The organism is Nocardia paucivorans NBRC 100373, assembly GCF_000308675.1.
GTDB classification, from domain to species: Bacteria; Actinomycetota; Actinomycetes; order Mycobacteriales; family Mycobacteriaceae; genus Nocardia; species Nocardia paucivorans.
In genome coordinates this window covers 81145-107219 of sequence record NZ_BAGE01000018.1, presented here as the reverse complement: position 1 = coordinate 107219, position 26075 = coordinate 81145, and the positions used below count along the sequence as shown (strand labels likewise).

At 66.7% G+C, this 26075-nt stretch carries 27 protein-coding genes; 14 read left to right on the top strand and 13 right to left on the bottom strand.

Translation table 11 applies throughout. From position 1 onward, the window contains the following. Positions 1-11 precede the first annotated feature (11 nt). Both ON32_RS03120 and ON32_RS03115 read left to right on the top strand, forming a co-directional pair. A complete protein-coding gene (locus ON32_RS03120; RefSeq protein WP_040788560.1) occupies positions 12-500 on the top strand; it encodes a nuclear transport factor 2 family protein in 489 nt (162 codons plus the stop codon). Positions 501-630: 130 nt separating this feature from the next. Then, positions 631-1797, top strand: a complete 1167-nt coding sequence (locus tag ON32_RS03115; RefSeq protein ID WP_040788559.1) for a thiolase family protein — start codon at positions 631-633, stop codon at positions 1795-1797. Between the two features lie 30 nt (positions 1798-1827). Here the strand turns inward: ON32_RS03115 and ON32_RS03110 are convergent, their stop codons facing one another. Together ON32_RS03110 and ON32_RS03105 are read right to left on the bottom strand one after the other, a co-directional pair. Beyond that, a complete protein-coding gene (locus ON32_RS03110) occupies positions 1828-2391 on the bottom strand; it encodes a C40 family peptidase (RefSeq protein WP_051132798.1) in 564 nt (187 codons plus the stop codon). Between the two features lie 245 nt (positions 2392-2636). Further along, entirely contained in the window at positions 2637-3218 is a 582-nt protein-coding gene (locus ON32_RS03105) for a helix-turn-helix domain-containing protein (protein WP_040788817.1), read from the bottom strand. 86 nt (positions 3219-3304) lie between these two features. Here ON32_RS03105 and ON32_RS03100 point away from each other — a divergent pair, with 86 nt between their 5' ends. The 4 genes from ON32_RS03100 (at position 3305) to ON32_RS03085 (ending at position 7983) form a co-directional block, all read left to right on the top strand. After that, entirely contained in the window at positions 3305-3946 is a 642-nt protein-coding gene (locus ON32_RS03100) for a class I SAM-dependent methyltransferase (RefSeq protein ID WP_051132841.1), read from the top strand. A 66-nt stretch (positions 3947-4012) separates the two neighbouring features. Next, entirely contained in the window at positions 4013-6373 is a 2361-nt protein-coding gene (locus tag ON32_RS03095; protein ID WP_083873943.1) for a CocE/NonD family hydrolase, read from the top strand. A gap of 38 nt (positions 6374-6411) precedes the next feature. Continuing rightward, a complete protein-coding gene (locus ON32_RS03090; protein WP_040788558.1) occupies positions 6412-7119 on the top strand; it encodes a DUF6597 domain-containing transcriptional factor in 708 nt (235 codons plus the stop codon). 9 nt (positions 7120-7128) lie between these two features. Beyond that, positions 7129-7983 (top strand): hypothetical protein, encoded by an 855-nt coding sequence (locus tag ON32_RS03085; protein WP_040788557.1) that lies wholly within the window; start codon positions 7129-7131, stop codon positions 7981-7983. Between the two features lie 42 nt (positions 7984-8025). Here ON32_RS03085 and ON32_RS03080 read toward each other — a convergent pair whose 3' ends face one another. Then, entirely contained in the window at positions 8026-9681 is a 1656-nt protein-coding gene (locus ON32_RS03080; protein ID WP_040788555.1) for an alpha/beta hydrolase, read from the bottom strand. 337 nt (positions 9682-10018) lie between these two features. Here ON32_RS03080 and ON32_RS03075 point away from each other — a divergent pair, with 337 nt between their 5' ends. The 3 genes from ON32_RS03075 (at position 10019) to ON32_RS03065 (ending at position 12913) form a co-directional block, all read left to right on the top strand. Further along, positions 10019-11017 carry an adenylate/guanylate cyclase domain-containing protein gene (locus ON32_RS03075; protein WP_040788814.1) on the top strand — a complete coding sequence of 333 codons (999 nt, stop codon included), beginning with the start codon at positions 10019-10021 and terminating at the stop codon, positions 11015-11017. Between the two features lie 92 nt (positions 11018-11109). Next, positions 11110-11841: an RluA family pseudouridine synthase gene (locus ON32_RS03070; protein WP_040788553.1), complete on the top strand. Its 732-nt coding sequence runs from the start codon at positions 11110-11112 to the stop codon at positions 11839-11841. A 292-nt stretch (positions 11842-12133) separates the two neighbouring features. Further along, the gene (locus ON32_RS03065; RefSeq protein ID WP_040788552.1) at positions 12134-12913 is read left to right on the top strand and encodes a metallophosphoesterase; all 780 of its coding nucleotides are present in this window, start codon (positions 12134-12136) and stop codon (positions 12911-12913) included. A 40-nt stretch (positions 12914-12953) separates the two neighbouring features. Here ON32_RS03065 and ON32_RS03060 read toward each other — a convergent pair whose 3' ends face one another. Both ON32_RS03060 and ON32_RS03055 read right to left on the bottom strand, forming a co-directional pair. Continuing rightward, the gene (locus tag ON32_RS03060) at positions 12954-14000 is read right to left on the bottom strand and encodes an AraC family transcriptional regulator (RefSeq protein ID WP_040788550.1); all 1047 of its coding nucleotides are present in this window, start codon (positions 13998-14000) and stop codon (positions 12954-12956) included. Between the two features lie 45 nt (positions 14001-14045). Beyond that, positions 14046-14954 (bottom strand): cation diffusion facilitator family transporter, encoded by a 909-nt coding sequence (locus tag ON32_RS03055; protein ID WP_040788548.1) that lies wholly within the window; start codon positions 14952-14954, stop codon positions 14046-14048. Between the two features lie 104 nt (positions 14955-15058). Here ON32_RS03055 and ON32_RS03050 point away from each other — a divergent pair, with 104 nt between their 5' ends. The 3 genes from ON32_RS03050 (at position 15059) to ON32_RS03040 (ending at position 18822) form a co-directional block, all read left to right on the top strand. Further along, positions 15059-17218 carry an ABC transporter ATP-binding protein gene (locus ON32_RS03050; RefSeq protein ID WP_245550789.1) on the top strand — a complete coding sequence of 720 codons (2160 nt, stop codon included), beginning with the start codon at positions 15059-15061 and terminating at the stop codon, positions 17216-17218. Then, positions 17215-17949: an energy-coupling factor transporter transmembrane component T family protein gene (locus ON32_RS03045; RefSeq protein ID WP_040788547.1), complete on the top strand. Its 735-nt coding sequence runs from the start codon at positions 17215-17217 to the stop codon at positions 17947-17949. The genes ON32_RS03050 and ON32_RS03045 overlap by 4 nt, the downstream gene beginning before the upstream one ends. A gap of 258 nt (positions 17950-18207) precedes the next feature. Continuing rightward, on the top strand, positions 18208-18822 hold the full coding sequence (locus tag ON32_RS03040) for a DUF8020 domain-containing protein (protein WP_040788546.1): 615 nt from the start codon (positions 18208-18210) through the stop codon (positions 18820-18822). Positions 18823-18919: 97 nt separating this feature from the next. Here the strand turns inward: ON32_RS03040 and ON32_RS03035 are convergent, their stop codons facing one another. The 5 genes from ON32_RS03035 to ON32_RS03015 form a co-directional block, all read right to left on the bottom strand. Then, positions 18920-19183, bottom strand: a complete 264-nt coding sequence (locus ON32_RS03035; protein WP_306307644.1) for an antitoxin — start codon at positions 19181-19183, stop codon at positions 18920-18922. Positions 19184-19284: 101 nt separating this feature from the next. Then, positions 19285-19503 carry an antitoxin gene (locus ON32_RS03030; RefSeq protein ID WP_040788544.1) on the bottom strand — a complete coding sequence of 73 codons (219 nt, stop codon included), beginning with the start codon at positions 19501-19503 and terminating at the stop codon, positions 19285-19287. 120 nt (positions 19504-19623) lie between these two features. After that, a complete protein-coding gene (locus ON32_RS03025; RefSeq protein ID WP_040788542.1) occupies positions 19624-20763 on the bottom strand; it encodes an MBL fold metallo-hydrolase in 1140 nt (379 codons plus the stop codon). Next, the gene (locus ON32_RS03020; protein ID WP_040788541.1) at positions 20760-21485 is read right to left on the bottom strand and encodes an enoyl-CoA hydratase; all 726 of its coding nucleotides are present in this window, start codon (positions 21483-21485) and stop codon (positions 20760-20762) included. Before ON32_RS03020 ends, ON32_RS03025 begins: the two co-directional genes overlap by 4 nt. Before the next feature lie 153 nt (positions 21486-21638). Further along, entirely contained in the window at positions 21639-22496 is an 858-nt protein-coding gene (locus ON32_RS03015) for an aldo/keto reductase (protein ID WP_040788540.1), read from the bottom strand. A 109-nt stretch (positions 22497-22605) separates the two neighbouring features. Here ON32_RS03015 and ON32_RS03010 point away from each other — a divergent pair, with 109 nt between their 5' ends. Both ON32_RS03010 and ON32_RS03005 read left to right on the top strand, forming a co-directional pair. Continuing rightward, positions 22606-22872 carry a helix-turn-helix transcriptional regulator gene (locus ON32_RS03010; RefSeq protein ID WP_083873935.1) on the top strand — a complete coding sequence of 89 codons (267 nt, stop codon included), beginning with the start codon at positions 22606-22608 and terminating at the stop codon, positions 22870-22872. After that, entirely contained in the window at positions 22869-23426 is a 558-nt protein-coding gene (locus ON32_RS03005) for a hypothetical protein (protein WP_245550774.1), read from the top strand. The genes ON32_RS03010 and ON32_RS03005 overlap by 4 nt, the downstream gene beginning before the upstream one ends. A 90-nt stretch (positions 23427-23516) precedes the next feature. On the opposite strand, the gene ON32_RS03000 is transcribed toward ON32_RS03005, so the two are convergent. The 3 genes from ON32_RS03000 to ON32_RS02990 all read right to left on the bottom strand — a co-directional run bounded on the left by ON32_RS03000 (position 23517) and on the right by ON32_RS02990 (position 26068). After that, the gene (locus tag ON32_RS03000; protein WP_040788810.1) at positions 23517-25046 is read right to left on the bottom strand and encodes a carboxyl transferase domain-containing protein; all 1530 of its coding nucleotides are present in this window, start codon (positions 25044-25046) and stop codon (positions 23517-23519) included. Positions 25047-25110: 64 nt separating this feature from the next. Further along, positions 25111-25713, bottom strand: coding sequence for a GTP-binding protein (locus tag ON32_RS02995; protein WP_174361595.1), 603 nt, complete (start codon positions 25711-25713; stop codon positions 25111-25113). Next, on the bottom strand, positions 25694-26068 hold the full coding sequence (locus tag ON32_RS02990; RefSeq protein WP_040788537.1) for a DUF742 domain-containing protein: 375 nt from the start codon (positions 26066-26068) through the stop codon (positions 25694-25696). The genes ON32_RS02995 and ON32_RS02990 overlap by 20 nt, the downstream gene beginning before the upstream one ends. Positions 26069-26075: the final 7 nt, after the last annotated feature.

Here is a 26075-nt window from a genome sequence, read left to right as displayed (position 1 = left end):
AGGAAACCACCATGGACGACGACCGACTGACCCGGCTGGAAGAACGGGTGCGCCGACTCGAGGACGAATTGGCGATAACCCGACTGATCGCCTCCTACGGCCCCTTCGCCGATGCCGGGGCCGCCGCGGCGGTGGCGGATCTGTGGGTGGAGGACGGTGAATACGATGTCGAGGGATGGCATATGCGCAGCCGCGCCGATATCCACGCGATGATCGAATCGGATGCCCATCGGTCCCTGATCGCCGCGGGCTGCTCGCATTTCCTCGGCCCGGCGCATGTGGTGGTCGACGGTGACCATGCCGTGGCCGTCTGCGAATCACTGCTGATCCGGCACCGGGACGGCGACTTCCGAATATGGCGCGCCGGGGCGAACCGTTTCGAACTCGATCGAACGCCACGAGGGTGGCGGATCGTCCACCGCACCACCCGTGCCCTCGACGGCAACCCGGAGGGCCGCCGCCTACTGGAGGCGAACGTCGCAGACGTCGACGCCACCTGAGACGGAATATCCGGACCGGCGGTGACACCCCTCGCACGGGTGCGACGAGGTCGATAACAATGCGAATGGCTGTTAACTTATTATCGTACGGTCAGCAACGCGACGCAGCGTCCGAGAGTCAGGAGAGACTATGCCGTCCGCAGTCATCGTCGACGTGGTCCGCACCCCGTCCGGTAAAGGAAAGACAGGCGGCGGGCTGTCCCGGGTCCACCCCGCCACGCTGCTCGCCGGCGTGCTGAGCGAGTTGTGCAAACGCAACGACCTCGACCCGGCCCTGGTCGACGATGTGGTCGGCGGCTGCGTCACCCAGAGCGGCGAACAGGCGATGAACATCACCCGCACCGCGGTGCTGGCGGCCGGGTTCCCGGAATCGGTCCCGGCCACCACCGTGGACCGGCAGTGCGGATCCAGCCAGCAGGCAGCGCATTTCGCGGCGCAGGGCGTGATGGCGGGCGCCTACGATATCGCCATCGCCTGCGGGGTGGAGTCCATGAGCCGGGCGCCCATGTTCTCCAATGCCCAAGGCCAGGATCCCAATCGAGGTCCCCTCGCACATCGTTATCCGGAAGGTCTGGTGCAGCAGGGAATTTCGGCCGAGGTCATCGCGGCTCGCTGGAAATTCGACCGCGTCGCCCTCGACGAATTCTCCGCCCGGTCCCATCGACTGGCCGCGGAAACCGCGGAAAAGGGTGGTTTTTCGAACGAAATCGTCGCCGCGGGTGAATTGACCGCGGACGAGACAATTCGTCCCGGCACTACCGTCGAGAAATTGGCCGGACTGAAACCGGCTTTCGCCGACGAGAAGTACAAGGAGCGTTTTCCGGAAATCGAATGGTCCATCACCCCAGGGAATTCGTCACCGCTCACCGACGGCGCCTCGGCCGCACTCATCATGAGCGAGGAGTCGGCCAACAGGCTCGGTCTGCGGCCGAGGGCCCGGTTCCATTCCTTCGCCGTTGTCGGTGACGATCCACTGCTCATGCTCACCGCGGTGGTACCCGCCACTCGCAAGGTGTTGCAGCGGGCCGGTCTGCGTATCGATGACATCGATACCTTCGAGGTCAACGAGGCGTTCGCCCCGGTGCCGCTGGTGTGGCGAACCGAACTCGACGCCGACCCGGAAAAGCTCAACCCGCGTGGCGGTGCGATCGCCCTCGGCCACCCGCTCGGCGCCTCGGGCACCCGCATTCTGGCCACCATGGTCAACCATCTGGAACAAACCGGCGGCCGCTACGGTCTACAGACCATGTGCGAGGCGGGTGGCCTGGCGAACGCCACCATTATCGAACGGCTCTGAGCCGCGGTGATTTCCGTGGTGTGACGACGGTCAGTAGCGTCGGGCTCCCAGTACCGGCATCGATTCCATCGGCGCCATCTCGACGCCCTGACCGTAGGTCGCGGCATGAATGACCATGCCGTCGCCGGCGTACAGCCCCGAATGGCTGCCGTCGTAGAAGGTGAGCACATCGCCGGGCCGGAGTTGATCCAGTGGCACCGGGGTGCCCGAGGAGAGTTGCTGATAGCTGGTCCGCGGGACCTGCCGTCCCGCTTGACCGTAGGACCACTGCACCAGACCGGAGCAGTCGAAGGTGTCGGGCCCGACACCGCCGTAACGGTATCCGGAACCCAGTTTGGTGCGGGCGGCGGCCACGGCACGCTCACCCAGGGTCTGCTGTGGAGCGACGAACACACCGGGTTGGGGGACGCTCCAGGTGCCGGGAAGTTCGGCCGGCAAAGGGATTTCATCGGGGATTTCGATCGTTCCCACACCGATCACATTGATCGGCCGGGCCTCGGCCGCCGGTGCGGCGGCGAACAATGCGACTCCCACTGTCGCGGCCACGATGGCCAGGGCGGTACGGGGGTGGAGATTTAGCGGTACAGAATCCATATCTTGCGGTCCTCCGTCCTCAGGTCGAGTGCCGGTGAGCCGCAGGGAGTTTCAGTGCGGATTTCACCGACTTCTCGAACAGCGTTGGGGAAACACCACAGCATCTGTCTGTCCTGCAAAATCCGCAGCAATACTTCGCCTTATCGCGATCGTTGCCGGAATACGACACGGCAAATATTGATAACGAAACGATAACTATCGCAAAAGTGCTGGATATACGCGCGGCGCGCGGCCGACGAATCGGGTCACGGACGGTAACTCGCACGAATATGGAAGCGCTCTCCCTGAGGTCCGTAGATGCTCAGATACTCGACGGGATGTTCGTCGGCATTGCCGAACCAGTGCGGAAGGTGCGTGTCGAATTCGGCCACCTCTCCCGGTGTGAGCACCATGTCCCGATCACCGAGGATCAACCGCAGCCTGCCGTTGAGCACGTACAACCAGTGGTAGCCCTCGTGTGTGCGCAGCTCGGGCTCTCGGTCGGCACGCCGCCCGGACAGGATCTGCTTGTACGCCTGGAGGCCGCCCGGCTTACGAGTGAGCGGGATATAGGTCTGCCCGTGCCGAGTGATCGGTCGCGGACGCACCCGGGGATCGCCGGTTTCCGGCGCGTCCACCAACTCGTCCAGCGGCACGTGATGCGCCTTGGCCAGCGGTAGCAACAGTTCGAGCGTGGGTTTGCGCTGCCCGGACTCCAAGCGGGAAAGCGTGCTCACCGGGATGCCGGTGAGTTCGGAGAGCGCGGACAGGGTCATCCCACCACGTCGCCGCAGCTCACGCAGCCGAGGACCAACCGCGTCGATGACCTCGCCGAAATCCTGGATCATACCCATATTGCAGTTTTGGCAAATTTATTTGTCAAGTTCGCGTGCTCGGAATCATCCTGGCCCTGGCCCGAGACAAGGAGCACGCAATGAACCAGGAATTCTGGGACGAGCTGTACGGACGCAGCGAACAGCTGTTCAGCGGACTGCCCAACGACGTACTGATCGCCGAAGTGGCCGATCTACCGGCGGGTCGCGCGCTGGATGTGGGCTGCGGCGAGGGCGCCGACGCCCGCTGGTTGGCCGAGCGCGGTTGGCAGGTGACCGCGGTGGATGTCTCGCGCGTCGCACTGGAACGCGCCCGCGCCACCCACCCGGACGTCCGATGGACCCATACCGACCTCACCGCCACCCCACCCGCGCCCCGATCCTTCGACCTGGTGTCGGCACACTACTTCCCCATCGAACACGAACCGGACCACGCCACCGTGCGCGGACTGCTCGATGCCGTCGCACCGGGCGGCACCCTGCTGTTCGTGGCGCACGATCCCGCCGACTTCCCGCCCGACCATCACCACGAACACCATTTCGACCCCCACGCCTACTACCTACCCGCCGATATCGTCGAACTCTTCGACAACTCGTGGACCGTCCGGGTGCACGAGACCCGCGATCGCACCCGCCCCGGCCCGCCCGGCACCCACCATGTCAGGGACATGGTGCTGCGCGCATACCGCACCGACCGCCCCATCTCCGACCGGTCCCCCGGCGCGTCGATACCGGAGCGATAAAGAGCTGATTGCTATTGTCGACGCCGTCTGTGCCCAGCATGCGGATCCACGACGCGGAGGAAGTCCATGCGGCGGAGTCGGGCGGTTCCCGGGGCGAAGGCCGCGATCGTTCTCACCGTCGCGGCCATGGCCACAGCACTCACCGGAGTGGCCACGATCACCCATCAGCGCGGCGGCGGGGCAACCGAACCCGCGGTATCCGCGGCCGAACTCGCACAGCAGTGGACCCGAACCCATGACGGCCCCCAGCCGTATGCCGGGGAACATGTCGAGTCGAACGTGCAGATCGCCATGAGCGACGGTGTGTTGCTCAAGGCCGATGTGTACCGGCCCGTGACGGCCGATGGACAGGTGGAGACCCGCCCACTGCCCACCATCGTGACCATGACGCCGTACTCGAAAATGCTCGCCGGTCTGATCGAGGCGGCCGTGAACCGGCCCGAACTGCAACCGCCGGCCCTGGATTTGGTGGGCCGAATCAACCTCTCCGGCACCCCGCTCAGCGGATTCGGCGACCTGATCCACGCGCTGGACGGCGGCACCGTTCCCACGGTGCTCGGGCTGGACCGCAAACTGGTGCGCGCCGGCTACACCCTGGTCGCGGTGGACGTCCGGGGCACCGGCTGGTCCCAGGGCACCTGGGACACCCTCGGCGCCCGGGAACAGCAGGACACCCGTGAGGTCATCGAATGGGCGGCCGAACAACCCTGGTCGAACGGCAAGATCGCCATGAGCGGCGGCTCCTACGCCGGAATCAACCAGCTACGCGCCGCGGAGAACGCGCCCGCGCCGCTGAAGGCCATCTTCCCGGTCGTACCGGGCAGCGATCTGATGCGCGATATCGTCGCGCCGGGCGGAGGTGTGGGGATCACTTTCCTCCCGCTGTGGCTGACCTCGGTGAACCGGGCCAAGCTGATTCCCGATATCGCGTCCATGCTCGACGGCACCTTCGACTGGCAATGGCTCGGCGACCGGCTCGCCTCCCCGGCGACGAACTTCGACCTGCTCGCCCAGGCGCTGCTCACCCCCTCGATCGCGGAGATGCCCGACACCCTGCGGGAGGCATTGGACGCGGACAGCGCCTTCCGCCAAGGCATCATGGGCCGACCGGAGCGGGTAACCGTACCGACCTTCGTCTACGGCGGCTGGCACGATATCTTCGCCAACAGCGCGACCACCCTGTACAACGCCATCCCTCTGCCGCCGGGACACAAACAGCTCATGGTCGGCGACACCTACCACGCCAACCCCGGCTCCGGCACCGGCCGACCGGGAGCACCGCCCCGACTGGATGTGCTCCAGCGGGCATGGTTCGACCACTGGCTTTCCGACATCCCCAACGGAATAACCGATTACGGGCCGGTGACCGTCTGGGAGCAGGGCGGCGACTGGGTCACCCTGGACCGGTTCCCGCAGCCCGGCGCGACCCACCGCCGGGTGTACCTGTCCGACGCGCCGAGCGGTACCACCGCCGGCAGTGTGCACGACGGGTCACTGATCGGGGAGAACCCCGCGAGCCACGCCCGACTCACCGTCGCCCCCGGCCTGAGCACCCTGTGCTCCCGCGATGCCGCCCAGGGATCGGCGGGCCTGTCCGCGCTGATCGACGCCTGCGCCAAGGATTCCCGCATCGCCGAGCTCAACGCCCTCACCTTCACCAGTGCACCGGTCGCCGAGCCGACGGTGATCTCCGGCCCGATCAATGTGCACCTGAACACCGTGCACGAGGCCACCGACGGTTATTGGAGTGTCACCGTCAACGATGTCGCCCCCGACGGCACCTCCACCGTGCTGAGCACCGGCCAGCTCGCCGCCTCGCTGCGCGCGATCGATGAAACCCGCAGCGCCCGCTCCGCCAATGGCGATCTCACCGCCCCCCACAACCCGATAACCCTGGACAGCATGCTGCCGGTTCCGCCGGGCGAGCCGATCGTCCTCGATATAGCCGTCATCCCCACCCAGGCCGTCCTCCAACCCGGCCACCGGCTGCGCCTCGACGTCTTCGCCGGTAACCCGCCCAAGGCGTTACCTTTCCGCCCCCTGCTCAACAACACCGAACTCAAACCCCAACAGTTGGTGTTGGACCCCGACACACCGAGTTTCGTCAACCTGCCCACCGATCGTCCGCTTCCTCGGGGACCGGAGACGCCCGCCCCCGATCATCCGCCGGTGGGTCTGCCGGTGGCGACCCCGCACCCCGTCCCGGACACACCGTCCCCCACCGCAGAAGCGCCCGAGTCGACCACGCCGAAACCCGACCCGACCGCACCCATGATTCACGACACCGCACCGCAGACCCTGCGCGCTCCGCTTCCGCCCGCGCCCCGGGTTCCCTCGCCCGCCACCGCCCCGCCGGGGCCCACGGCGGCAAGCCCGAATCCGACACCGCCGGCACCTGCGACACCGGTGCCGCGGGGGACGCAATAGCGAAAACTCTGTCCGTACCCCCGGCTATGGTGCCCCGCATGAGCGCATACCGCGAGTACCGCCCACCGGCCGGACTCGAACCGGTGGTGGCGTGCGTATGGCAGGATGACGCGCTCGTGGCCGGCACGCGGCGCGTCATCCCGGATGGATGCGTCGACCTGCTCTGGCTCGGCGAGCGCCTCCTCGTCGTCGGAGCCGATACCGGGCCGATGGTGTGGGAGACGGTGGGCGCGTCGGCCGCCGGGATCCGGCTCCGCACCGGAGCCGCGGGCGCCGTCCTGGGCATACCCGCCGACGAGGTGCGGGATCGACAAGTGCCGCTGTCCTCGCTCTGGCCGTCGGTGGCGAACTGGTCCGACGACCCTGCGACCGCGGACCCCACCGTGCGACTTCGGCTGTTGACCGAGGCGGTACTACAGCGGAGAGCCGAACCGGACCCGCTCATCGGCGCCGCGATACGCCGACTGGCCCTACCCGACGCCCGGGTGGCCGGTGTCGCACGCGATCTCGGAGTCAGCGAACGACACCTCAACCGGCGAGTCACCGCGGCCGTCGGATACGGCCCCAAGTTCCTGGCCCGGGTCGCCCGTCTGCGCAGGCTCATCGCTTCCCCCGAGGGCACGCTCGCCGAGCGCGCGTATGCGGCGGGCTACGCAGGCCAGGCGCATATGACCGATGAGGTGCGCCGGCTCACCGGACTCACCCCGGTCCGATTTCTGGAAGACGCCAGGCTCACGGCTGCCTAGCCTTCGGACATGAGCATCGACCTGACCGCGGCCCGACAGTTCATCGAATCCACTGCCCGCGTCCTGGAACGACATCGGCTTACCGTCCTCCTCGACGACGGACCCCACGAACCCGTACTGACGGCGCTACGGGCCTATCGCAACGCCGACGGCGGATTCGGTCACGCGCTGGAGCCCGATGTTCGGTGCCCCGGCAGCCAACCGGCGGCGGCACTGGCCGCACTCGAGGTGCTCGCCGAGGTGAATGCCGGTCGAAACCCTATGGTCACCGAGGTGGCCGACTGGATCGCCACCATTGCGCACCCGGATGGTGGAGTGCCGACGGTACTGCCGTCGGCGGACGGCCATCCGCACGCTCCATGGATGAAGCCCGATAGGGAGGCGGGCTTCCTCACCTACGCGCTCGCGGCCGGACTGTGGCGGCTCGGCGTGCGGCACCCGTGGCTCGACAAGGCCACCGCCTGGTGTTGGAACCGGATCGACGATATCGACCGCCCCGCCGGTTACACCGTCAAGTTCGCCCTGCAATTCCTCGACGCCGTACCCGACCCGGCTCGCGCCGCGGCCGCCGTCGAACGCTTCCGCTCCACGATCCGCGCCGACGGCACGGTGGCCGTCGCGGGTGGAATCGAGAACGAACACCTCGACCCGCTCACGCTGTCGCCCCATCCGGGGGCGCCGAGCCGGGCCCTGTTCGACGACGAGACGATCGCCGCCGACCTGGACCGGCTCGAACGCGAGCAATTGGACGACGGCGGCTGGGATTTTCACTTCCTGCACTACTCCCCCGCCCAAACCGTCGAATGGCGTGGTCTGGCCACCCTGGACGCCATCCGGATCCTGCGTGCACACGGCCGGGTGTAATCGCGGCCGGGGCACAACGAACCCGCACCGGTGCCCGGTTGGCTACGCGTTTCCGGCGATACGCGCCTGCTCCGGATCCACCAGCGGTGTTCCGATACGGTGCCGTAGCGCGGGGGTCTCGACAGCGGGTCGGTGTTCCACCCGCATCACCTCGCCCGCGCGCCCGGAGTTGACCAGCGCCATATTGTGCAGGGCTTCGGTCGGTTCCCGGTTCTGTGGGTCGGCGAAGGCATTATAGCCCTGATGAACTCGCATCTTACTGGCGAATTCCTTGGTGACCGGTGGTTCGGCGGCGACCCGGACCGCCTGGAAATGCGCGTTCGCGGGATCGATACCGAGGCCGGTGCCCAGAAAACGGCCCTGTCCGGCCGGTGTTTCCGCGCCGAGCGCGGAGATCGGGTCGCGGCAGGAGGAGAAAACATAGACGTTCTCCCGGCCGATACCGAAATCGGCCGCGTTGTTGAGCGGCCCGGCACCGGGAGAACCGGACAGACTGATCTGATCGATTTCCCCGGCCAGCCGGGCTTCCGCTCCGGCGTAACACACTGCGGTCGAACCGTAGCTGTGCCCCACGAGATTACGCAGCTGCGGCGGCGCCACGCTGTCGTCGAGGTGCGCCCATGCCTCACGAGTCGCGTTGAAGCTCGTGACATCTCGCGATATCACATACCCGCCGACCTCGGCGAATATCGGTTTGGCGGGCTCGAGCGGCACTAGGGCGGTCGGATGGTGATAGCCGATATCGACGATCGAGGCAATGCGGTTGTGTCCCGCATAGCGGGTGGTCATCTCCCATTCGTTGGTGATGAGGTCCGAACGGTATTCCAACGAGCGCAGTGTCGTTCCGAAACCACCGACCTGTCGGGTGACGATCTCGGCGTCGTCGGCATTGCCGATCGAAACCGCCACCCTGCCGTTGCCGGCGTAGGCCCGGGGGTTGTAGGCCATCAATTGCACATTGCTCGCACCGAGCGCGCGGGCCCGATCCTCGATGGTCTCGAGATGATCGCGGGTGCTGACGATATTGCTCAGATGGGCGTTCTCCTCGTCGGAGAGCCTGCTGTCACGCCGGTCACCGGACTGACGCCGATACAGATACCACTCCAGATCCCGAGTGATGGACAGGCGGTTCGCCCGGTCTCGAACAGCGTAGGGAACACCGTCGGTATTACCGATCAGATGTGGGCGCACCCGCACCATCGCCGCCCGCTGGTCATCGGTCAGGGCATGCCACCACCGGGCGTTTCGCGCGGCTCTGGCCCGCGCCGCGGCAACAACCTCATCCGGATCGACCCGGCTTGCCAGCGACCCCGGGTTCGCTCTCGGGCCGAAGAGTTCCTTCAGTTTGTCGATCGACTCGCCCGCGAGCCGACGCTCGTCGGCGGTGATCGGCCGATCCTCCGGAAGTACCGGACCGAGATAGTGTGGCCGTCCACCGTCGCCCGAAAGCGACTGAGTGGCTCGAGTGGCGTCGTCGATACCGGCCCATCTGCCTTCTGTCATCCACAATCCCGCCCCGGCCCGCTCGACCTCAGGACCTGCGCGCCTGATGGCGTGGGTCGTCTCGGTAACGCTGCGCACCACGGGACGGAGCACACCTTGTTCGATATCGCGCTGCCACACCGCGACCGCCTTGGTACTCAACCCTTTCAACGCGTCGGTGGCCTGAGCGAGGACCTTGTTCGCGCCATTGCTCATCGGCGCCCCATCACCGCGGCCGGTGTGAACCGTGGGGCGGCGCCGCTCTCTCGACATATGTGTGAGGGAGAAACGCGGTCCGGGTGGACCCCATATTCCGGGAGCCCATCGATTTCACCGACGCCACCAGCCCGAATCCCACCATACGAACCGCACCATCACCTGTTACCGCCGGATCTGTCCACCTGTCTGTATTGGATTCTCGATGCTTTCCAACACCGGTAAGGGCTCTCACGCTCTGGAAGCGCCGCACGGCGTGGGTAACCGACTCTGCCCATCGCTGCCGAACACGGAAAGTGGTCTCGTCCCCCTCGGTTCCGGCCGTATGGTGGCGAGCATGGCGTCACGTGATATCTCCCGGCAGGTGCAAGCGGTGGTCGAGGCGTGCCTGCTCGCAGGCACCCGTCGATACAGTCGGCTCGAAGTGGCCGAACGCGCCGGTGTCGCACCGGAAGTAACGCGACGGCTATGGGTGGCGCTCGGTTTCCCGGCAAGTTCCGATGAGACCGAGCCGAACTACACCGACGCCGATATCGCCGCTCTCACCCAATTCCGCGATCTCGGTGCCCTCGCCACCTCCGATATTCGGCTACAGGCGGCGACCGCGCGCACCATCGGCCAGGCCATGGCGCGGCTGGCGGAATGGCAGGTGGATCTGGTGCTCGACGAGATCGGCCGCCGCGTCGCCGCGGCCGACCCGGACGAAGATCCGGCCGAGGTTGCCCGCACCGCCACCGAATCGGTGCTGACGATTCTGGACAATCTGCACACCTACGCCTGGCGCCGACACCTGGACGCGGCATTGTCACGAGCGCTCGACGGCGAGGGCACCACCCCCGATTCCACCCGGGTATTGGCCGTCGGTTTCGCCGATATGGTCGGCTACACCCGGCTCACCCGCCATCTACACCCGGACGAGTTGGCGACCCTGTTGGAGGCATTCGAATCGACCACCACGGCGGCTGTCACCGAGAACGGCGGGTGGGTTATCAAGAATGTCGGCGATGAGGTGATGTTCGCCGCCGATTCCGCTGTCGAGGCCGCCCGGATCGCACTGGCCATCCAGGAATCCACCATGACCGTCGGCACCACCCCGGAGCTGCGGGTCGCCCTGGCCTACGGGCCGGTCCTACAACGATTCGGCGACCTGTACGGCTCGGTGGTGAATATCGCCGCCCGACTCACCGGTGTGGCCCGGCCGGGCACCATCCTGGTCGACGACGGCGCCGCAGCCGAGCTGGCGGATGAGCCCGAATTCACCATCCGGCATCTGCGCAGTGTACGGGTGCGCGGATTCAACCGACTGCGCCCACATCTGCTCCGCCGCAACGAGTAGATCCGGGACGCGCCCGAGCACCGGCGTCCCTGGACGGCCGCCCGATGGAGTCACCGCTCTCGGGGCCACCGGCGGAGCCCTACGCTCATGCGGTGGATATCGATTGGCCGGACCTGCGTGCCCGCTGTCTCCTCGACGAGGACGAGGCGGTGTTGGCGTTGAACAAACCCGCCGGGATCTCCGTCATCGGGGAACGGCACGATACCGATATCGTGCGGGCCGCCCAGGAGGCCGGCGAAACCCTCTATCCGGTGCACCGAATAGACAAGGTCACCTCGGGCCTGGTGCTGCTCGCCAAGGATCTGCGCGCGCACGGGCAATTGACCAGACAATTCAACAAACAGACGGCGCGTAAGAGCTATTTGGCCGTGGTCTCCGCGCCCCATCCTCTCCCGGACACCGGGGTAATAGATCTCCCGTTGAGCGTGGGTCGGAAGAACCGGGTCCGTATCGCCGCGCCGCGCGAACATATCCGACGGGACGGCAACCGCTGGTTCGTGGCCGAGACCGATCTGCTACCGAGCAAGAACTATCCGTCCCGTACCGATTTCACCACAATCGCCAGATACGACGAACACGCCGCGCTCGCCCTGTACCCGATCACCGGCCGCCGGCATCAGATCCGCGTCCACCTGGCCTGGATCGGTTACCCGATCCTGGGGGATCCGCTGTTCGACAGGTCCGGCACGCAGTCCCGTACCCGCCTGCACTCGTGGCGACTCGACCTCACCGCCGACTGGCGCCCGAACGACCGACTCGCTCTCGAGGCGCCGCCCGACCCCGAGTTCTGGGACCCGTTCCCACCGGCCCCACTCCCGGAATGAACAATGAACGGTGACGCCCGCGCGGTGCGACCGAGGCTCCGTGGACCCATACCTCGGTCGAGAAACGATGGCGCAACTCCTGCGGACGGCCCGTATATCGGGGAACTAGCCTGGTAAGCGTGCTCCTCGATCGAGCTCCGGTTCGCGGTCCGTCTCGGGTATCCGCGGAATACGCCGAGGGGACGAGGCGCGGGCACCCGATCCGGACGCACCGCGGACATCCCCGCCGCGCGGCACGGTCGCCGAACTCGATACGGCGGCCTCGGCCATCTCCAGAGAAAGCGAGCGAACCATGCTCCTGGTGGCTCAGGTCAGCGATACGCATTTCGACCTCGGCACCCGTAACTACGAACGTGCCGAGCGGGTAATGGCGTATCTGGCGGAACTGCGGCACAAACCCGACGCCATCGTGGTGACCGGCGATATCACCGATTCCGGGCAGCCGGAGCAGTACGCCGAGGCCCGAATGGCGCTTCAGGCGGATATCCCGGTCTTCCCCATTCCGGGCAACCACGACGAGCGCAGCGCATTCCGCGAGATCCTGTTGGGCGTCCACCCCTCCGACGAACCGATAAACCAGGTGCGTCGAGTGGGTGAGCTGACCCTGGTACTGCTGGATTCCACCGTCCCCGGCCGAGCGAGCGGTCATCTGACCGACGAGACCATCCGCTGGCTGGGCAAGGTCCTCGGCGAGGCGCCCGCCGACAAACCGATACTGCTGGTTCTGCACCATCCACCGGTACGACTGCACAGCCCGATCGTCGACGATATCGCGCTGACCGAACCGGAACACCTGGCCGAGATGATCGCCGACGAGGAGCGGATCATCGGTGTGCTCACCGGTCACGCCCACTCGGCGGCGATCAGCGTTTTCGCCGGGCGCCCGCTGCTGGTGGGGCCCAGTACCGCGTCGGTGCTGGGCGGGGTCTGGGAATTGGGGCCGCCCGACCGGGTCATGGACTATGCGCCGGAACCGGCGGTCGCGCTGCACATCATCGATGCCGACCATCGCCTGACCACACATTTCCGCACCGTACCGATGGGTGGTTGGATCAGCACGCCGAACTACTAGCCCCATCCGGGACGCTCTGGCCGCGCCCCGGATATCCCGACTACTGGTACCGCCCGGTGCGGGCCCGACGGTAGGCGGCGGGGGTGCGACCGGTCCACCGTTTGAACGCATAGATGAAGGTCGACGCCTCCGCGTAACCGAGCCGGATCGCGACATCGCTCACCGACAGTGGGGTGGTGGTGAGCATTTCCTCGGCCAAGGCCTGGCGCACCTCGTCCAGCAGGGCCCGATATCCGGTGCCGACGGCCTCGAGATGACGCCGCAAGGTGCGGGTGCTCATATTGAGATCGGCCGCGACGACATCGATCGGCGGTGGGGCGGTGCCGCCGCGTGGCACCAGCCGAGCACGCACCTCGGCCGCGATACCGGTGCGGGCGCGGCGCCGATGCACCAGATCCCGGCATTGGGCCAGGCAGATGGCGAGCGTGTGCTCATTGGCCTGCGGTAACGGCTGATCCAGGATGGCCGGGTCGAGCGCCACCAGATTGCGCGGCTGCCCGAAACGCGGCCGGACCACGGTGACCTCGGCGATCCGGTCCGCATAGGGCGGTTCCGGGAAACGGAATTCGGCCCGGGTCAGGGCGAGATGCCGACCGAGCAGATCGCTCATCACCTGATGCATGGCCGTCACATCGCGTTCGACCAGGAACTGCCGCACATCCACGGGCACCGACTCGTCGTGGATCCAGCCGACGAATTCCCCGTCCCGCAGCTGGGCCACCGGCAGACAGAAGGTGAAACTCAGATCCAGATAGCGCAGCGCGAAGTCGATGGCCTCGGCGAGGGTGGGGCTGCTCACGCAGGCGAACCCGAAGATTCCGAAGGTGGTGATCCGATAGCGGCGCCCCACCTCGATGCCCATGGCGGGCCGGTCGGGTAGCGCCCGAACCAGATTGCGGACCACCGCGAGTTCGGTATGTGCGTCGATCTGCGCGTCCGGACCACGGAGCAGTTCCTCGGTCAGTTCGGTACCTGCGAGCAGGTCGGCGACGGTGGCACCGTGTTCGACTCCGTATCCGACCATGAGTGCGACGCTGGCGATCCCACGCGGGAAATCCCAATCCCGGATCACCGGATTCTCCACCATCACCCCGTCATTATGGCCGAATATGTCGATCCCGCGATCGGGGTCTCACCAGGACAGTTCCGCGCACCGACGCGCGGCGTCGGGGGTCTCCACTTGTAGGGTGGCATGGTGGATGTGAAAACGTTCGGCCAGGATGTGCTGGGCGGCGCGCAGCACATCCGCGCCCGCGCTCTCGGCGGTGATATGCGCGGAGGCCACCTCCATACCGGAGGTCAACGTCCACACGTGCAGATCGTGCACATCGGTGACCCCCGCGATGGCACCCAGTTCGGTGGCCACCCGCTCGACGTCCAGCTCCTCCGGACTGTGCTGGAAGAGAATGCGCAGCGAGCGCTTGGCCAACAGGTAGGTTCGGGGCAGAACCCACAGTCCGATGGCGACGCCGATGACGATATCCGCGTAGTGCAGACCGATGGTCAAGGTGAGCACCGCCGACAGCAACACACCGAACGAGCCGACCGCGTCGGCGAGCACTTCGAGATAGGCACCCCGCACGTTCAGGCTTTCCCGCGCCCCATCGCGCAGCAGGAGCATCGAGACGAGGTTCGCCAGCAATCCCACCACGCCGACCACCAGCACCGGCACCCCCGGCACCACCGGCGGATCACCGAGTCGGGCCACCGCCTCGACGAGCACATAACCGGCCACCCCGAACAGCAGGACGGCATTGGCCAGCGCGGCGATCACCTCGGCCCGGTAATAGCCGAAGGTACGGGTATAGGTGGGTCGGCTCTTGTGGGCCAGCATGATGGCCGACAGCGCCATTGCCACACCGACCACATCGGTCAACATATGGGCGGCGTCCGAGAGCACCGCCAGCGACCCGGTCGCGATCGCCACGACGAGCTCCACCACCAGGAAGCCCACGCCGATGGCCAGTGCCGCCGTGAGCCGAACCAGATGTTTCCCGGACGCGCTCTCCGGCCTGATCCCGTGCGAATGATCGTGTGCCACCCGCCTAAACTATGCGTGAATGCGCATGAATGCAACTCGCTTCACCTCGGGCCGGCAGACTTGAGCCCGTGAGTGATCTGCCCGCATCCACCGGTCCCGGCGATATCGCGACACCCGGCGCCGGCACACCGGAACGCGGCGGTCCGGTCGAACGCGGGCCGCTGCGCCCGATCGAACTGGCCACCGGCGCCGTATTGGGCGGGCTCACCGTCGGACTGGTCACCGTGGGTGCGGTCGTACCGTTCGCGGCGGCGCTACAACTGGTCGCGGCGGTGCCGATGGGCCTGCTCGCCCACCGACACCGCTTCCGCGCGGTACTCACCGCCGCCGTCGCCGCGGCCCTGGTCACCTTCGTGGCGGCCGGACTGCTACCGGCGACCGCCATGGTGGCGACCGCAACGGTCGGCGGCATCGTCGGTGGAGTAAAACGCCGCGGGCGCGGCCTCGCCACGGTCCTCGCGCTGTCTCTACCGGCCGCCGCGGCGTGGGCGGCGTTCGCGGTGGGGTTCCTGCTGGCCTTCTCCGCCACCCGCGACCTCACTTTCGACGCACTGCGCAACACCGCCGCCGGCGCGGCCGAGATCGCCGAGAAGTACCTGCATCTGAAACCGCTCGCCAACGGCATCACAAGCCTGGCCGACACCATCCTGGACGGATGGTGGCTCTACATCGGCGGTTCGGTGGCCTTCGGCACGGTGCTCACCACCCTGTGCTCCTGGTTCGTCCTCGGCTCGGTTCTCGACCGGCTGACGTGGCTACCCGGCAGCGATCGCCTCGACGCCCCGGCCGACCCACGCCCCATCGCGCCGCTGCCGGTCACCCTGCGCGGTGCGGGCTATCGCTATCCGGGCACGGACACCGACGCGCTGTCCGAGATCGACCTGTCCGTCGCGATCGGTGAATTCGTGGCCGTGGTCGGTCACAACGGTTCCGGCAAATCCACCCTCACCCGCCTACTGGCCGGATTGCCCCCGACCACGGGCACGGTCGAACGCCCCGGCTCGGCCGGTCTCGGCCATCTCGGCGGAACCGCGCTGGTGCTACAGCGACCGGAGAGCCAAACCCTCGGCGTCCTGGTCGCCGACGATGTCGTCTGGGGCCTGCCCGCCGACCTCGCCGCCGAGGTCGATATCGACGGCCTGCTCGGTGAGGTCGGCCTGGCGGGAATGGGTGACCGGGAAACCGCCACCCTGTCCGGCGGCCAACAGCAACGACTGGCCGTTGCCGCGGCCCTGGCCCGCCGCCCCGCGCTGCTCATCGCCGACGAGGCGACATCGATGATCGACCCGGACGGACGTCTGGAGCTGGTGCGGTTGCTCGCCGAACTACCGCGCCGTTATCCGATGGCCGTCGTCCTGGTCACCCACCACGAGGCCGATGCCGAGGCCGCCGACCGCGTGGTACACCTGGCCGGCGGCCGCATGGTGGAGCGTCTGCCCACCTGGCCGAAACCCGTTCGCGATACCCGCCGCCGCGCAATGGGCGAACCGATCCTGGAACTGCACGGTATCCGCCACACCTACAACCGCGGCACACCGTGGGAGGCCCCCGCCCTACACGGTGTCGATCTGTCGGTGCGCCGAGGCGAGGCGCTGCTGATCGTCGGCGGCAACGGCTCCGGCAAATCGACCCTGGCCTGGATTATGGCCGGGCTCGTCCGGCCCACCACCGGCCGCTGCGAACTGGCCGGTAAACCGGTCACCGCGCAGATCGGCCACGTCGAACTGGCCTTCCAACATTCACGTCTGCAACTACAGCGCCACACCGTCGGCGAGGAGATCGCCGACTGGGGTGGCCAGAGCACCGGCTCCGGCACGGTCGGCCGAGCCCTGGACGCGGTCGGCCTGGATCGGATGATGGCCGTGCGCTCCATCGAGGAGCTCAGCGGCGGCCAGGCCAAACGCGTGGTGCTCGCCGCCATTGTCGCCAGTCGTCCGCAGGTCGTAGTGCTCGACGAACCCCTGGCGGGCCTGGATCCCGAAGGGCGGGCGGATATCGTCGAGTTGCTCGCGCGGCTCCGGGATTCGGGTCTGACGCTGATCGTCATCTCGCACGATATCGAGGATGTGGCCGCTATCTGCGACCGCACCGTCCATCTGCAGGCCGGCGTCATTCCCGACGCCCATCCGCTACCGCTACCCGAATCGGGTACCGGACCGATACCCGTCCACCCGCCGGACCCGCCACACTTCTCCCGGCCGGGCACGGTGTGGCGTTTCGACGACGGCATCTCCGGCACCGGGGAGCACGGAGGTCGACGATGAGCACGGTTCTGCTGCGCCAGGTGCCGGGCAACAGCCCGGTGCACCGACTGTGGGCCGGCACCAAAATGCTCGGCGCCTTCCTGATCAGCATATTGCTCATGCTGCTGCCGACCTGGCCCGTCCTCGGCATCATGGCGGGTTTCCTGATCCTGATCGGCGCCCTGGCCCGACTTCCGCTGGGCGCGCTACCGCGACTTCCGTGGGGATTCTGGGCGCTCATCGTGCTCGGTGGAGTGCTCAATATCGTGGTGAGCGATGGGGCAATCCTGCGTTATGTGCAGGTGGTGGTCTTCACCCTGATTCTGCTGACGGCATCCATGCTCATCGCCTGGACCACACCGATGGGCGAGATCGCGCCGGCGCTGGCCACTCTCGGCGCCCCCTTGCGCAAACTTCGGGTGCCGGTGGACGAACTGGCGGTGGTCGTCGCGCTGACCCTGCGCGGATTGCCTCTGTTGCTGGAGGAGATCCGCGTCCTACGAGCGGCGCGCCGATTGCGCCCCAAACCTGATCTGCTGCATCGCACCACCGATCCACTGATCGATATCCTGACCGCCGCCATGGCGGTATCCACCCGTCGTGCGGGTGAACTGGGTGAGGCCATCACCGCGCGCGGCGGCACCGGGCAACTGACCGCCAATCCCACCGCGCCCGGTTGGCGCGACGCGGTAGCGCTGGGTGTGGTGGCCCTGGTCTGCCTCGGCGCAGTGGCGGTGGAGGTCGTTCTCTGAAGCCCGATCCCCGAGCGCATTTCGCGCCCTTACGGGTGGTAACCGGGAAATTTTCTGAAGGAGCGGTCTTTTCGGGGAAGTGAAGTGCTCTTCTCGCGAAATTCATTACCGGAAAGAGCGGTAACTCACTAGAGTTGACACATCTCAGGGTTTGAAACTATGAGATCTATCACAATCGTCGACCGTCCGGATCGGCGTGGAGTTTTTCGCTGTTGTACGACACACCCACAGCAACCCTACGAATGTGAGAACAGCACAATGATTCTCCGCAAGCTCGCCGTGCCGGCGCTATCCGTGGCCGCTGCACTCATGGCGACCGCCGGTGTCTCGCACGCGCAATCCGCACCCGAGGTACGGTACGAGACAACCCTGGTCGGTGATCGCATCGTCACCACGCTCACCGACGGCGTCTTCGAGGTGGCCGGTGACACCGTGCGCATCAACGATTCGACCGGGCACACCCTCCTCGGTCTACCGTTGACCTTCCGCGAAAACGGATTGGAATACCCGATCCCCCATATCGTTCGCGACTCCGGGCGGGTCCTGGAACTGACCGCGGTCCGCGATCGGACCAATGCTCGTCCGGCCCCGGCCGCCCCCATCGCCTCCCCCATGGAGAACAAGCTGGCACAAGACGAGTTTCTCTCACAGTTCGGTCTGGCGACAGCGATCGGCGGCTTCCTCGGACTCGTACTGGGCGGCGTGGTCGGTCTGCTGGTCGGCACCCTTCCGGGCGCGGTCCTGGGGGCATCCGTCGGTAGCATCGTCGGCACGATCATCGCCGGTGGCCCGACCCTGGTCGTCGCCGGAATCGAACTGCTCAACACCCTCAACGCCCCGCCGGGCACCACCAAGTGGGCCGGCGCCAACTGATCACCCGGACAACCGAAGCGGCGGCACCCCGGCTCCCGGGGTGCCGCCGCTTTTCGGGCCCGAGCAGGGACGGATGGAGCCGGCCCGGTGCGTACTATCACGCCTGGTCGCGCACCGCCTTCTTGGCCGCTTCCTGCGCCGCGTCCACCTGAGCGGCGTACTTTCCGCCGGTCTTCTGGTCCACGATGTCACCGGCCTTATCGATCAGCGGCTCCACCTTGTCGGCGTTCTTGCGTGCCAGATCGAGCGCTTTATCGGCCAGGCCCTTGAGATCCATTGAAAACTCCTCGCTCGAGCGGTAATCGGGATCACCATACCGGTAGCCATATCCCGGTAACCGCTCGAACTCGGTGCGGACCATCGCGACCATCCACCCGGGCCGGCGTGGGCGAGCCCCTGCCCGGCTCACGGACCGTTCTCGACGGACGACCGCTATCCGCCGGGCCGCTTCCCGCCCGAGGTCTACGCCGACCCCGGACCGGACTGCCCCGGCTGTTCCGGGGGAATGACTTTACGGGCGGCCTCCTTGCCCTTCTCGATCTTGTCGGTGTACTTGCCACCGGTCTTCTGATCGATGAAAGTGCCCGCCTTGTCGACCGCCTGGTTGATCTTGTCCGAGTTCTTGGCCGCCACCTCTTGGCCTTTGTCCACGAGGCCCTTCAGCGTGTCCTTCAGGCTCATCGCACAGATCCTTCCGTATCGGAGTCAACGATCGCGGTGTCGATGGAACGACCGTGCCGGGGCTACGCCGCGCCACCTCCTCCGACGCCGGCACAGAGCCGGACCACCGCCGCGAAGGTGCTATCCCACATCTTCCCACCAGCGCTGCGCCGGCGGGAGGTCTATCGGTGTCACTCTCATTCCCGGTTTCGGAACCGCGATCGTGGTACCGGCCTCCTCGGCCGCCGCCATCAGCCTCCGCACCGGCTCGGACCACCCGTGAAAAGCGAGGTTGAAGGTGGCCCAGTGGATCGGGACCAGCAGCCCGTGGCCGGGGTCGCCCCCGCATAGATCGGCGTGGGCGCGCACCGCTTCCTCGGGGTTCATGTGGATATCGGGCCAATGCTCGTCGTAGGCACCGATCGGCAGCAGGGTCAAGTCGTAAGGGCCCCACTGCGCGGCGGTGGCGAAAGCCTTGGTGTAGCCGGTGTCGCCACCGAAATACACCCGCCTGCTCGGCCCCCGCAGCGCCCACGACGCCCACAGGGTGGCATTGCGGGCCAGACCGCGTCCCGAGAAATGCCGGGCCTCGGCGCAGGTGATCACCAGATCACCCTGATCGGCGGCGGGTGCCGCAATGGTCGTCGAACCGCCCCAATCCAATTCGATGATCCGCTCTTCCGGCACCTGCCATTCGCGGAGATGGGCGCCGATACCCATCGGAACCACGAACGGCGCCCGCTGCGACCGAACCAGGGCCCGAATGGTGTCGGAATCCAGGTGGTCGTAGTGATCATGGGAGATGATCACCGCGTCCAATCGCGGCAACCCCGTCAACGGTATCGGCACCGGATGCATCCGCGCCGGTCCCACCAGCTGCGACGGCGATACCCGCTTGCTCCACACCGGATCGGTGAGCACCCGATAACCGTCCACCTCGACCAGCGCGCTGGCATGGCCGTACCAGGTGACCGCCAGATCACCGGCTACGGCGGGCTGCTGCGGTTTCACCAATGGCACCGGCCGCACCGGACGCCCGACCCTGGTGCGGGTGGCCGCCGAGAACAGCAGCGACAGCATCGAACTCGGCGCGACCGGCGTCTCGGGCTCGGTGTTGTGGAACCGTCTGTTGCGGTAACCGGTGGCGCCCGCCACGGTCGGTGAAATGGCCGAAAGTGGCGCGCCGAGCGCCGACGGCAATCCCCATAACGCCCGCACCACCCAGCCGAGTCCGAGGACTCCGGCCGCGCCGGCGAGTACGGTACGCGCCCGCCCGCTCATCGGCCCTCGAACTTCGCGGGTCGCTTCTCCTGGCGGGCCAGTCGGCCTTCCCGAGCGTCCGCGCTGGCCCAGGCGGCCTCCAGCGCGGCCCGCTGCTGAGCGTTCTCCGGCTCTCGGGTCCCGTCGTCGTTGAGTGCCAACTTCAGGTGACGCAGCGACAGCGGGGCGAGCTGGGCGATCGATTTGGCCCATCCCTGGGCATCGGCCACCGTGCCCAGTTTGTTGGCGAAACCGAAGGTGTAGGCGTCGGTGGCGGCCACGGGTTCCGCGCCGAGCAGGATGGTGCGGGCCGGCCCGCCTCCGATCAGTGAGGCCAGCCGGCGAGTGGTCCACAGATTCACCGAGATACCCAGTTTGGCGGCGGGAATCGCGATATACGAATCCGGGCTCATAACCCGCAGATCCGCCGCCATGGCCAACTGCACTCCTGCGCCGATGGCCGCGCCGTGTACGGCGGCGATCACCGGCACCGGAACCGACTCGACCGTGTGCAACATATCCATCAGCGTGTCGAGGAAGTCGGTGGAGTACACACCGTCCAGGTCGGCACCCGCGCTGAACACCGGCCCCCGCCCCGTGAGCACGATCACCCGAGCGTCTTCGGCGGCCTCGATCACCGCCTCACGCAACTGCCCCACCAGCTCCTGGTTCAAAGCGTTACGTCGCTGTTCGCGCTGTAGTTCGATCGTGACGACGTCGCCGTCCCGGCTGACACCGAGCATTGCCCTCTCCCCAGCTGCACTTTTCTTCAACGGTCACCGTTCACTCTGCCACAGCGTCGGGCCGTCGGCGCCGAAGGCGGCAGCGAGGCGTGGCCACGCAGGCGCAGGCCCGACGCACAACCACACAGCGTCGGGCCGTCAGCGCGTAGGTGTTCAGTTCTCCAGACCGAGTGCGAATGTCGCCGGGTCCGGGCCGAAACGCTCTCCTTTGTCGAGGGAGAGGATCGCCTGCATCTGTTCCGGGGCCAGCTCGAAGCCGAACACATCGAAGTTTTCGGCGATTCGAGAAGGTGTCGCCGATTTGGGGATCACCACATTGCCGAGTTGCAGGTGCCAGCGGATGAGCACCTGCGCCGGGGTGCGTCCCACATCGGCGGCGATCTTGGTGATGATCGGATCGTTGAGCAGGGCGCCCTGCCCGAGTGGGCTCCACGCCTCGGTCGCGATGGCGTGTTCGGTGTGATATTCCCGCAGTTCCCGCTGGACGAGCCGTGGGTGCAGTTCGATCTGATTGACCGCCGGGGCCTCACCGACCTCGCCGATCAATCGCTCCAGATCGGAGATGCGGAAATTCGAGACGCCGATCGAGCGCACGCGCCCTTCTTCGCGCAGCGCCCGCAGGGCCCGGTAGCTGTCCAGGTAGCGATCGGCTGTGGGGACCGGCCAGTGAATGAGGTAGAGGTCCAGGTAGTCCAGCCCCAGCTGCCGCATACTGGCGTCGAAGGCGCGTAGGGCGGAATCGTAGCCCTGGTCGGCATTCCACAGCTTGGTGGTGACGTATATCTCGTCCCGGGGGATTCCCGATTCTCGGATGGCGCGGCCGACCCCTTCCTCGTTGTTGTAGGCGGCCGCGGTGTCGATACTGCGGTACCCCGTACGCAATGCGGTCGCGACCACCTCGAAGGCATCGTCGGGCGGAACCTGGAAGACCCCGAACCCGAGCTGCGGAATGAGATTCCCGTCGTTGAGCACTATCGGAGGAACTGTGCCGGTCTCGCTTCTGAAGGTCATCGTTCCGAAGGTAGAAGCGGCCGTGCGATAGGTCAACGACGGGGGGCACCGTGTCAGAATCGAGTTGACAAATCGTTGTGTTTTTACAACACTTCATTGCGTGAGCCCAGTGCGACGTGGGGAAAATCTCCCGATATACAACCGAATCGCAGTGCTGCGTGCGGAGCACCGAATGTCGCGGGCCGCCTTGGCCGAGGCGGTGAACGTCAATCCGCAGACAATCGGCGCGCTCGAACGCGGCGACCACTACCCCAGCCTGGATCTGGCCTTGCGTATCTGCGAGGTCTTCGAACTACCGGTGGAGGCGGTGTTCTCCCGCACCGAATTCACCCCCCTCTCGACCGAGGTCTACTCCCGCGGGAAAGGAACGATATGACCGCCGACATGACAACCCAGAGCAACGGGACGCTACTCGATCGCTATCGGGCCTACCGGTTACGCCGCTGGCTGGTCCACGAAGAACGGATGTCCGGGATGCTGCCCGGTTGGCGTACCAGGACTCGCCGGCGGGCCCTGGTGGTGGCGGTGGCGGTCTCCCTCGCGGGGCTTTTCGTGGCCGGCGCGCTGTGCGCCTTCGGCCTGAAATGGTCCGCGCTGGCCACCCTGCCCTTGGTGCTGGTCTTTCTGCCCGCGTGGACCATGCTGCGAATCACCTCCCACGGCCAGGACCACGCCCCCGCGGCCGCCCTCGACGAACTGGAGATCGCCCAGCGCGAAACCGCCCGATCGATCGGCCTCACCATTACCCAGACGCTGTGCCTGCCGCCGGTGCTTTATCTGGTGTGGTCGGGTTCGCTCATGCCGGAGGCGGATGCCTTCTCCACCGCCTATGCGGGCGGAACGATGCTCCTGGCGACCCTGTTGGCGGGCGGTTGCGCGCCGGCCATGATCCTCGCCTGGAACAAACCCGACCCGGAACCGGAAAACTGAACATCGCCGCCGGTTCGGTGACACCCGCGTCGGTGTCCGAATCGGACTCCGCGGGATGCGGAATCACGAAGGACAACGATGGGTCTCGAATCAGGAGGACTCCGTCAACCGCGCCGGAAGGCGACGCCACTTGGCCGAGCGCGCCGCGCGAAGCTCGGCGGTCGGCCGACCACGCAGATCGGTAAGTTCCCGGGCAATCGCGGCGACCATACGGCGCACGAACTCCACCGGCTCCATCGCCGCATCCGGATACTCGTCGACGATCCGGTCCACGATTCCGTCGGCGAGCAGATCGATTGCCCGAATACGCTGTGCCCGAGCGAGTTCCGGCGCATGATCGGTATCGCGATACACGATGGCACTGGCTCCCTCCGGCGGTAGCGGAGCCAGCCAACCGTGGGCTGCGGCCAGTACTCGGTCGGCCGGCAGCAGGGCCAAGGCGCCACCCCCGGTTCCCTGACCGAGCAGCACCGAGACGGTCGGCGTATCCAAGGTCACCAGATCCGCGATACAGCGGGCGATTTCCGGAGCCAGACCGCGCTCTTCCGCCTCTTTGGACAGGGCCGCCCCCACGGTATCGATCACCAGTACCAGCGGTAACCGAAGTTCACGGGCGAGCTGCATACTGCGGCGAGCCTCGCGCAGCGCCGCCGGCCCCATGGTGTGTTCACCGTGCTGCCCCGAACGGTCGTGTCCGAAGACCACACAGGGCTGTCCGCGGAACCGGGCCAGCGCCAACACCACCGTGCGATCGGATTCGCCCTGGCCGGTGCCGCTGAGCGGGACCCGAGAGGTCACATGACGAAGCAGATCCCGCAGTCCCGGCCGCTCCCGGCGACGAGAAACCAACACCGAATCCCAGGCCGCGACGTCATCGAGCGCACGGGCGGCCCTCGGGTCGAACCGTTCTCGATCGGGAATCACGACGGGATCCGGGACCCCACCGAACACGCTCAGCGCGCGATGGGCGATCCTTCGGAAGATCTTCACTCCGACGACCCCATCGATCACACCGTTGCGGTACAGGTTCTCCGCGGTCTGCACGCCTTCCGGGAAAGGTCGATCGTAGAGCGCCCGATACACCCGAGGGCCGAGAAAACCGATGAGCGCGCCGGGTTCGGCGAATGTTATGTGCCCCAACGATCCCCAGGAGGCGCACACCCCGCCCATGGTGGGATTGCGCAGATATACCACATAGGGGTGGCCGGCGGCCTTGTGCTCGGCCACCGCCCCGGCGATCTTCACCATCTGCACGAAAGCGAGTGTGCCCTCCTGCATTCGGGTACCGCCCGAGGTCGGCGAGGCGATCACGGGCAACCCCTCGGCGGTCGCGCGTTCGACCGCCTCGGCTATTCGCTCCGCCGCCGCGACCCCGATCGAACCCGCGAGGAAGCCGAACTCGCAGGCGATGACCGCGATCCGCCGACCGCGCAGCAGTCCCTCACCGGTGAGCACCGCTTCGTCGGTGCCCGCGGTCTCGGCCGCCTGCGCCAGTTCGGCTCGATAACGCTCGGTCCCGGCCACCGGTAGCGGGGGGCTGTCCCAGCTCACGAAGGTATCCGGATCCAGCAGCGTGGCCAGGAACTCGTGAGCGGAGATCCGCCGTGGTGCACTGCTCAACGACACTGCCCCCTCACCATCGACGCAGTGTCCGACGCACCGTTACCGGTGGCCGGGTCTCGTCTCAATACCCCTGGGTGACCTTGCGCAGCGCGTACTCGGTGAGCGCAACCAACGCCTGTTTGGCGGGTTCCCGCCGACGCGCGTCGATGGACATGATCGGCACCTCCTCGGGCACCGCCAACGCCTGACGGATGTCCTCGATCGGATAGCGCGGAGCGTCGTCGAATTCGTTGAGCGCCACCAGGAACGGCAGATTACGTGCCTCGAAATAGTCGACCGCGGCAAAGCTGTCCTCCAGCCTGCGGGTATCGATCAGCACCACGGCGCCGATGGCACCGCGGATCAGATCGTCCCACATGAACCAGAAGCGATACTGACCCGGCGTACCGAACAAATACAGCACCAGGTCCTCGGCAAGGCTGATTCGACCGAAGTCCATGGCCACCGTGGTGGTGGACTTGCTCTCGATACCGGCGAGGCTGTCGATACCGGCGCTGGCATTGGTCACCAGAGCCTCGGTGCGCAGCGGAACGATTTCCGAAACCGCACCCACCAATGTGGTCTTACCTACACCGAAACCCCCTGCGACCACGATTTTCGCCGAGGTCGGCTTGCTCGTGCGCGTATCGACATTCGCCGTCGAATCATATACGCCGGAGTCCACTCAGAACCCTTTCGATCAGCTCGCGACGTTCATCGTCGCTGGAATCGTCTTTCAATGTCGCCGAAACGCGGACATGCCCGGCTTCGATCAGGTCCGCTACGAGTACCCGCGCCACCCCGATCGGTAACTCCAGTCGAGCCGCCAGCTCGGCGACCGACGGCGACTCCCTGCACAACTCGACTATGGACGTCTCGATATTGGACAACTCGAACTGGCGCTCGAAGGCCGACGGATGCGAGGCGACGAGCGCTTCCAGCGCCAGTTCGATTTTGGGTCTGGTGCGGCCCGCGGTCAGCGAATAAGGCCGAACGAGACTGGGCTCGGCGCTGCCCATACGGTGATCTTCTATGTCCATCCCACCA

What these genes read in the sequence shown, in the direction of transcription:
- ON32_RS03120 (WP_040788560.1), top strand. Translation starts at nt 12, where the DNA reads ATGGACGACGACCGACTGACCCGGCTGGAAGAACGGGTGCGCCGACTC.
- ON32_RS03115 (WP_040788559.1), top strand. Translation starts at nt 631, where the DNA reads ATGCCGTCCGCAGTCATCGTCGACGTGGTCCGCACCCCGTCCGGTAAA.
- ON32_RS03110 (WP_051132798.1), bottom strand. Translation starts at nt 2,391, where the DNA reads ATGGATTCTGTACCGCTAAATCTCCACCCCCGTACCGCCCTGGCCATC.
- ON32_RS03105 (WP_040788817.1), bottom strand. Translation starts at nt 3,218, where the DNA reads ATGATCCAGGATTTCGGCGAGGTCATCGACGCGGTTGGTCCTCGGCTG.
- ON32_RS03100 (WP_051132841.1), top strand. Translation starts at nt 3,305, where the DNA reads ATGAACCAGGAATTCTGGGACGAGCTGTACGGACGCAGCGAACAGCTG.
- ON32_RS03095 (WP_083873943.1), top strand. Translation starts at nt 4,013, where the DNA reads ATGCGGCGGAGTCGGGCGGTTCCCGGGGCGAAGGCCGCGATCGTTCTC.
- ON32_RS03090 (WP_040788558.1), top strand. Translation starts at nt 6,412, where the DNA reads ATGAGCGCATACCGCGAGTACCGCCCACCGGCCGGACTCGAACCGGTG.
- ON32_RS03085 (WP_040788557.1), top strand. Translation starts at nt 7,129, where the DNA reads ATGAGCATCGACCTGACCGCGGCCCGACAGTTCATCGAATCCACTGCC.
- ON32_RS03080 (WP_040788555.1), bottom strand. Translation starts at nt 9,681, where the DNA reads ATGAGCAATGGCGCGAACAAGGTCCTCGCTCAGGCCACCGACGCGTTG.
- ON32_RS03075 (WP_040788814.1), top strand. Translation starts at nt 10,019, where the DNA reads ATGGCGTCACGTGATATCTCCCGGCAGGTGCAAGCGGTGGTCGAGGCG.
- ON32_RS03065 (WP_040788552.1), top strand. Translation starts at nt 12,134, where the DNA reads ATGCTCCTGGTGGCTCAGGTCAGCGATACGCATTTCGACCTCGGCACC.
- ON32_RS03060 (WP_040788550.1), bottom strand. Translation starts at nt 14,000, where the DNA reads ATGGTGGAGAATCCGGTGATCCGGGATTGGGATTTCCCGCGTGGGATC.
- ON32_RS03045 (WP_040788547.1), top strand. Translation starts at nt 17,215, where the DNA reads ATGAGCACGGTTCTGCTGCGCCAGGTGCCGGGCAACAGCCCGGTGCAC.
- ON32_RS03040 (WP_040788546.1), top strand. Translation starts at nt 18,208, where the DNA reads ATGATTCTCCGCAAGCTCGCCGTGCCGGCGCTATCCGTGGCCGCTGCA.
- ON32_RS03035 (WP_306307644.1), bottom strand. Translation starts at nt 19,183, where the DNA reads ATGGTCCGCACCGAGTTCGAGCGGTTACCGGGATATGGCTACCGGTAT.
- ON32_RS03030 (WP_040788544.1), bottom strand. Translation starts at nt 19,503, where the DNA reads ATGAGCCTGAAGGACACGCTGAAGGGCCTCGTGGACAAAGGCCAAGAG.
- ON32_RS03025 (WP_040788542.1), bottom strand. Translation starts at nt 20,763, where the DNA reads ATGAGCGGGCGGGCGCGTACCGTACTCGCCGGCGCGGCCGGAGTCCTC.
- ON32_RS03020 (WP_040788541.1), bottom strand. Translation starts at nt 21,485, where the DNA reads ATGCTCGGTGTCAGCCGGGACGGCGACGTCGTCACGATCGAACTACAG.
- ON32_RS03015 (WP_040788540.1), bottom strand. Translation starts at nt 22,496, where the DNA reads ATGACCTTCAGAAGCGAGACCGGCACAGTTCCTCCGATAGTGCTCAAC.
- ON32_RS03005 (WP_245550774.1), top strand. Translation starts at nt 22,869, where the DNA reads ATGACCGCCGACATGACAACCCAGAGCAACGGGACGCTACTCGATCGC.
- ON32_RS02990 (WP_040788537.1), bottom strand. Translation starts at nt 26,068, where the DNA reads ATGGACATAGAAGATCACCGTATGGGCAGCGCCGAGCCCAGTCTCGTT.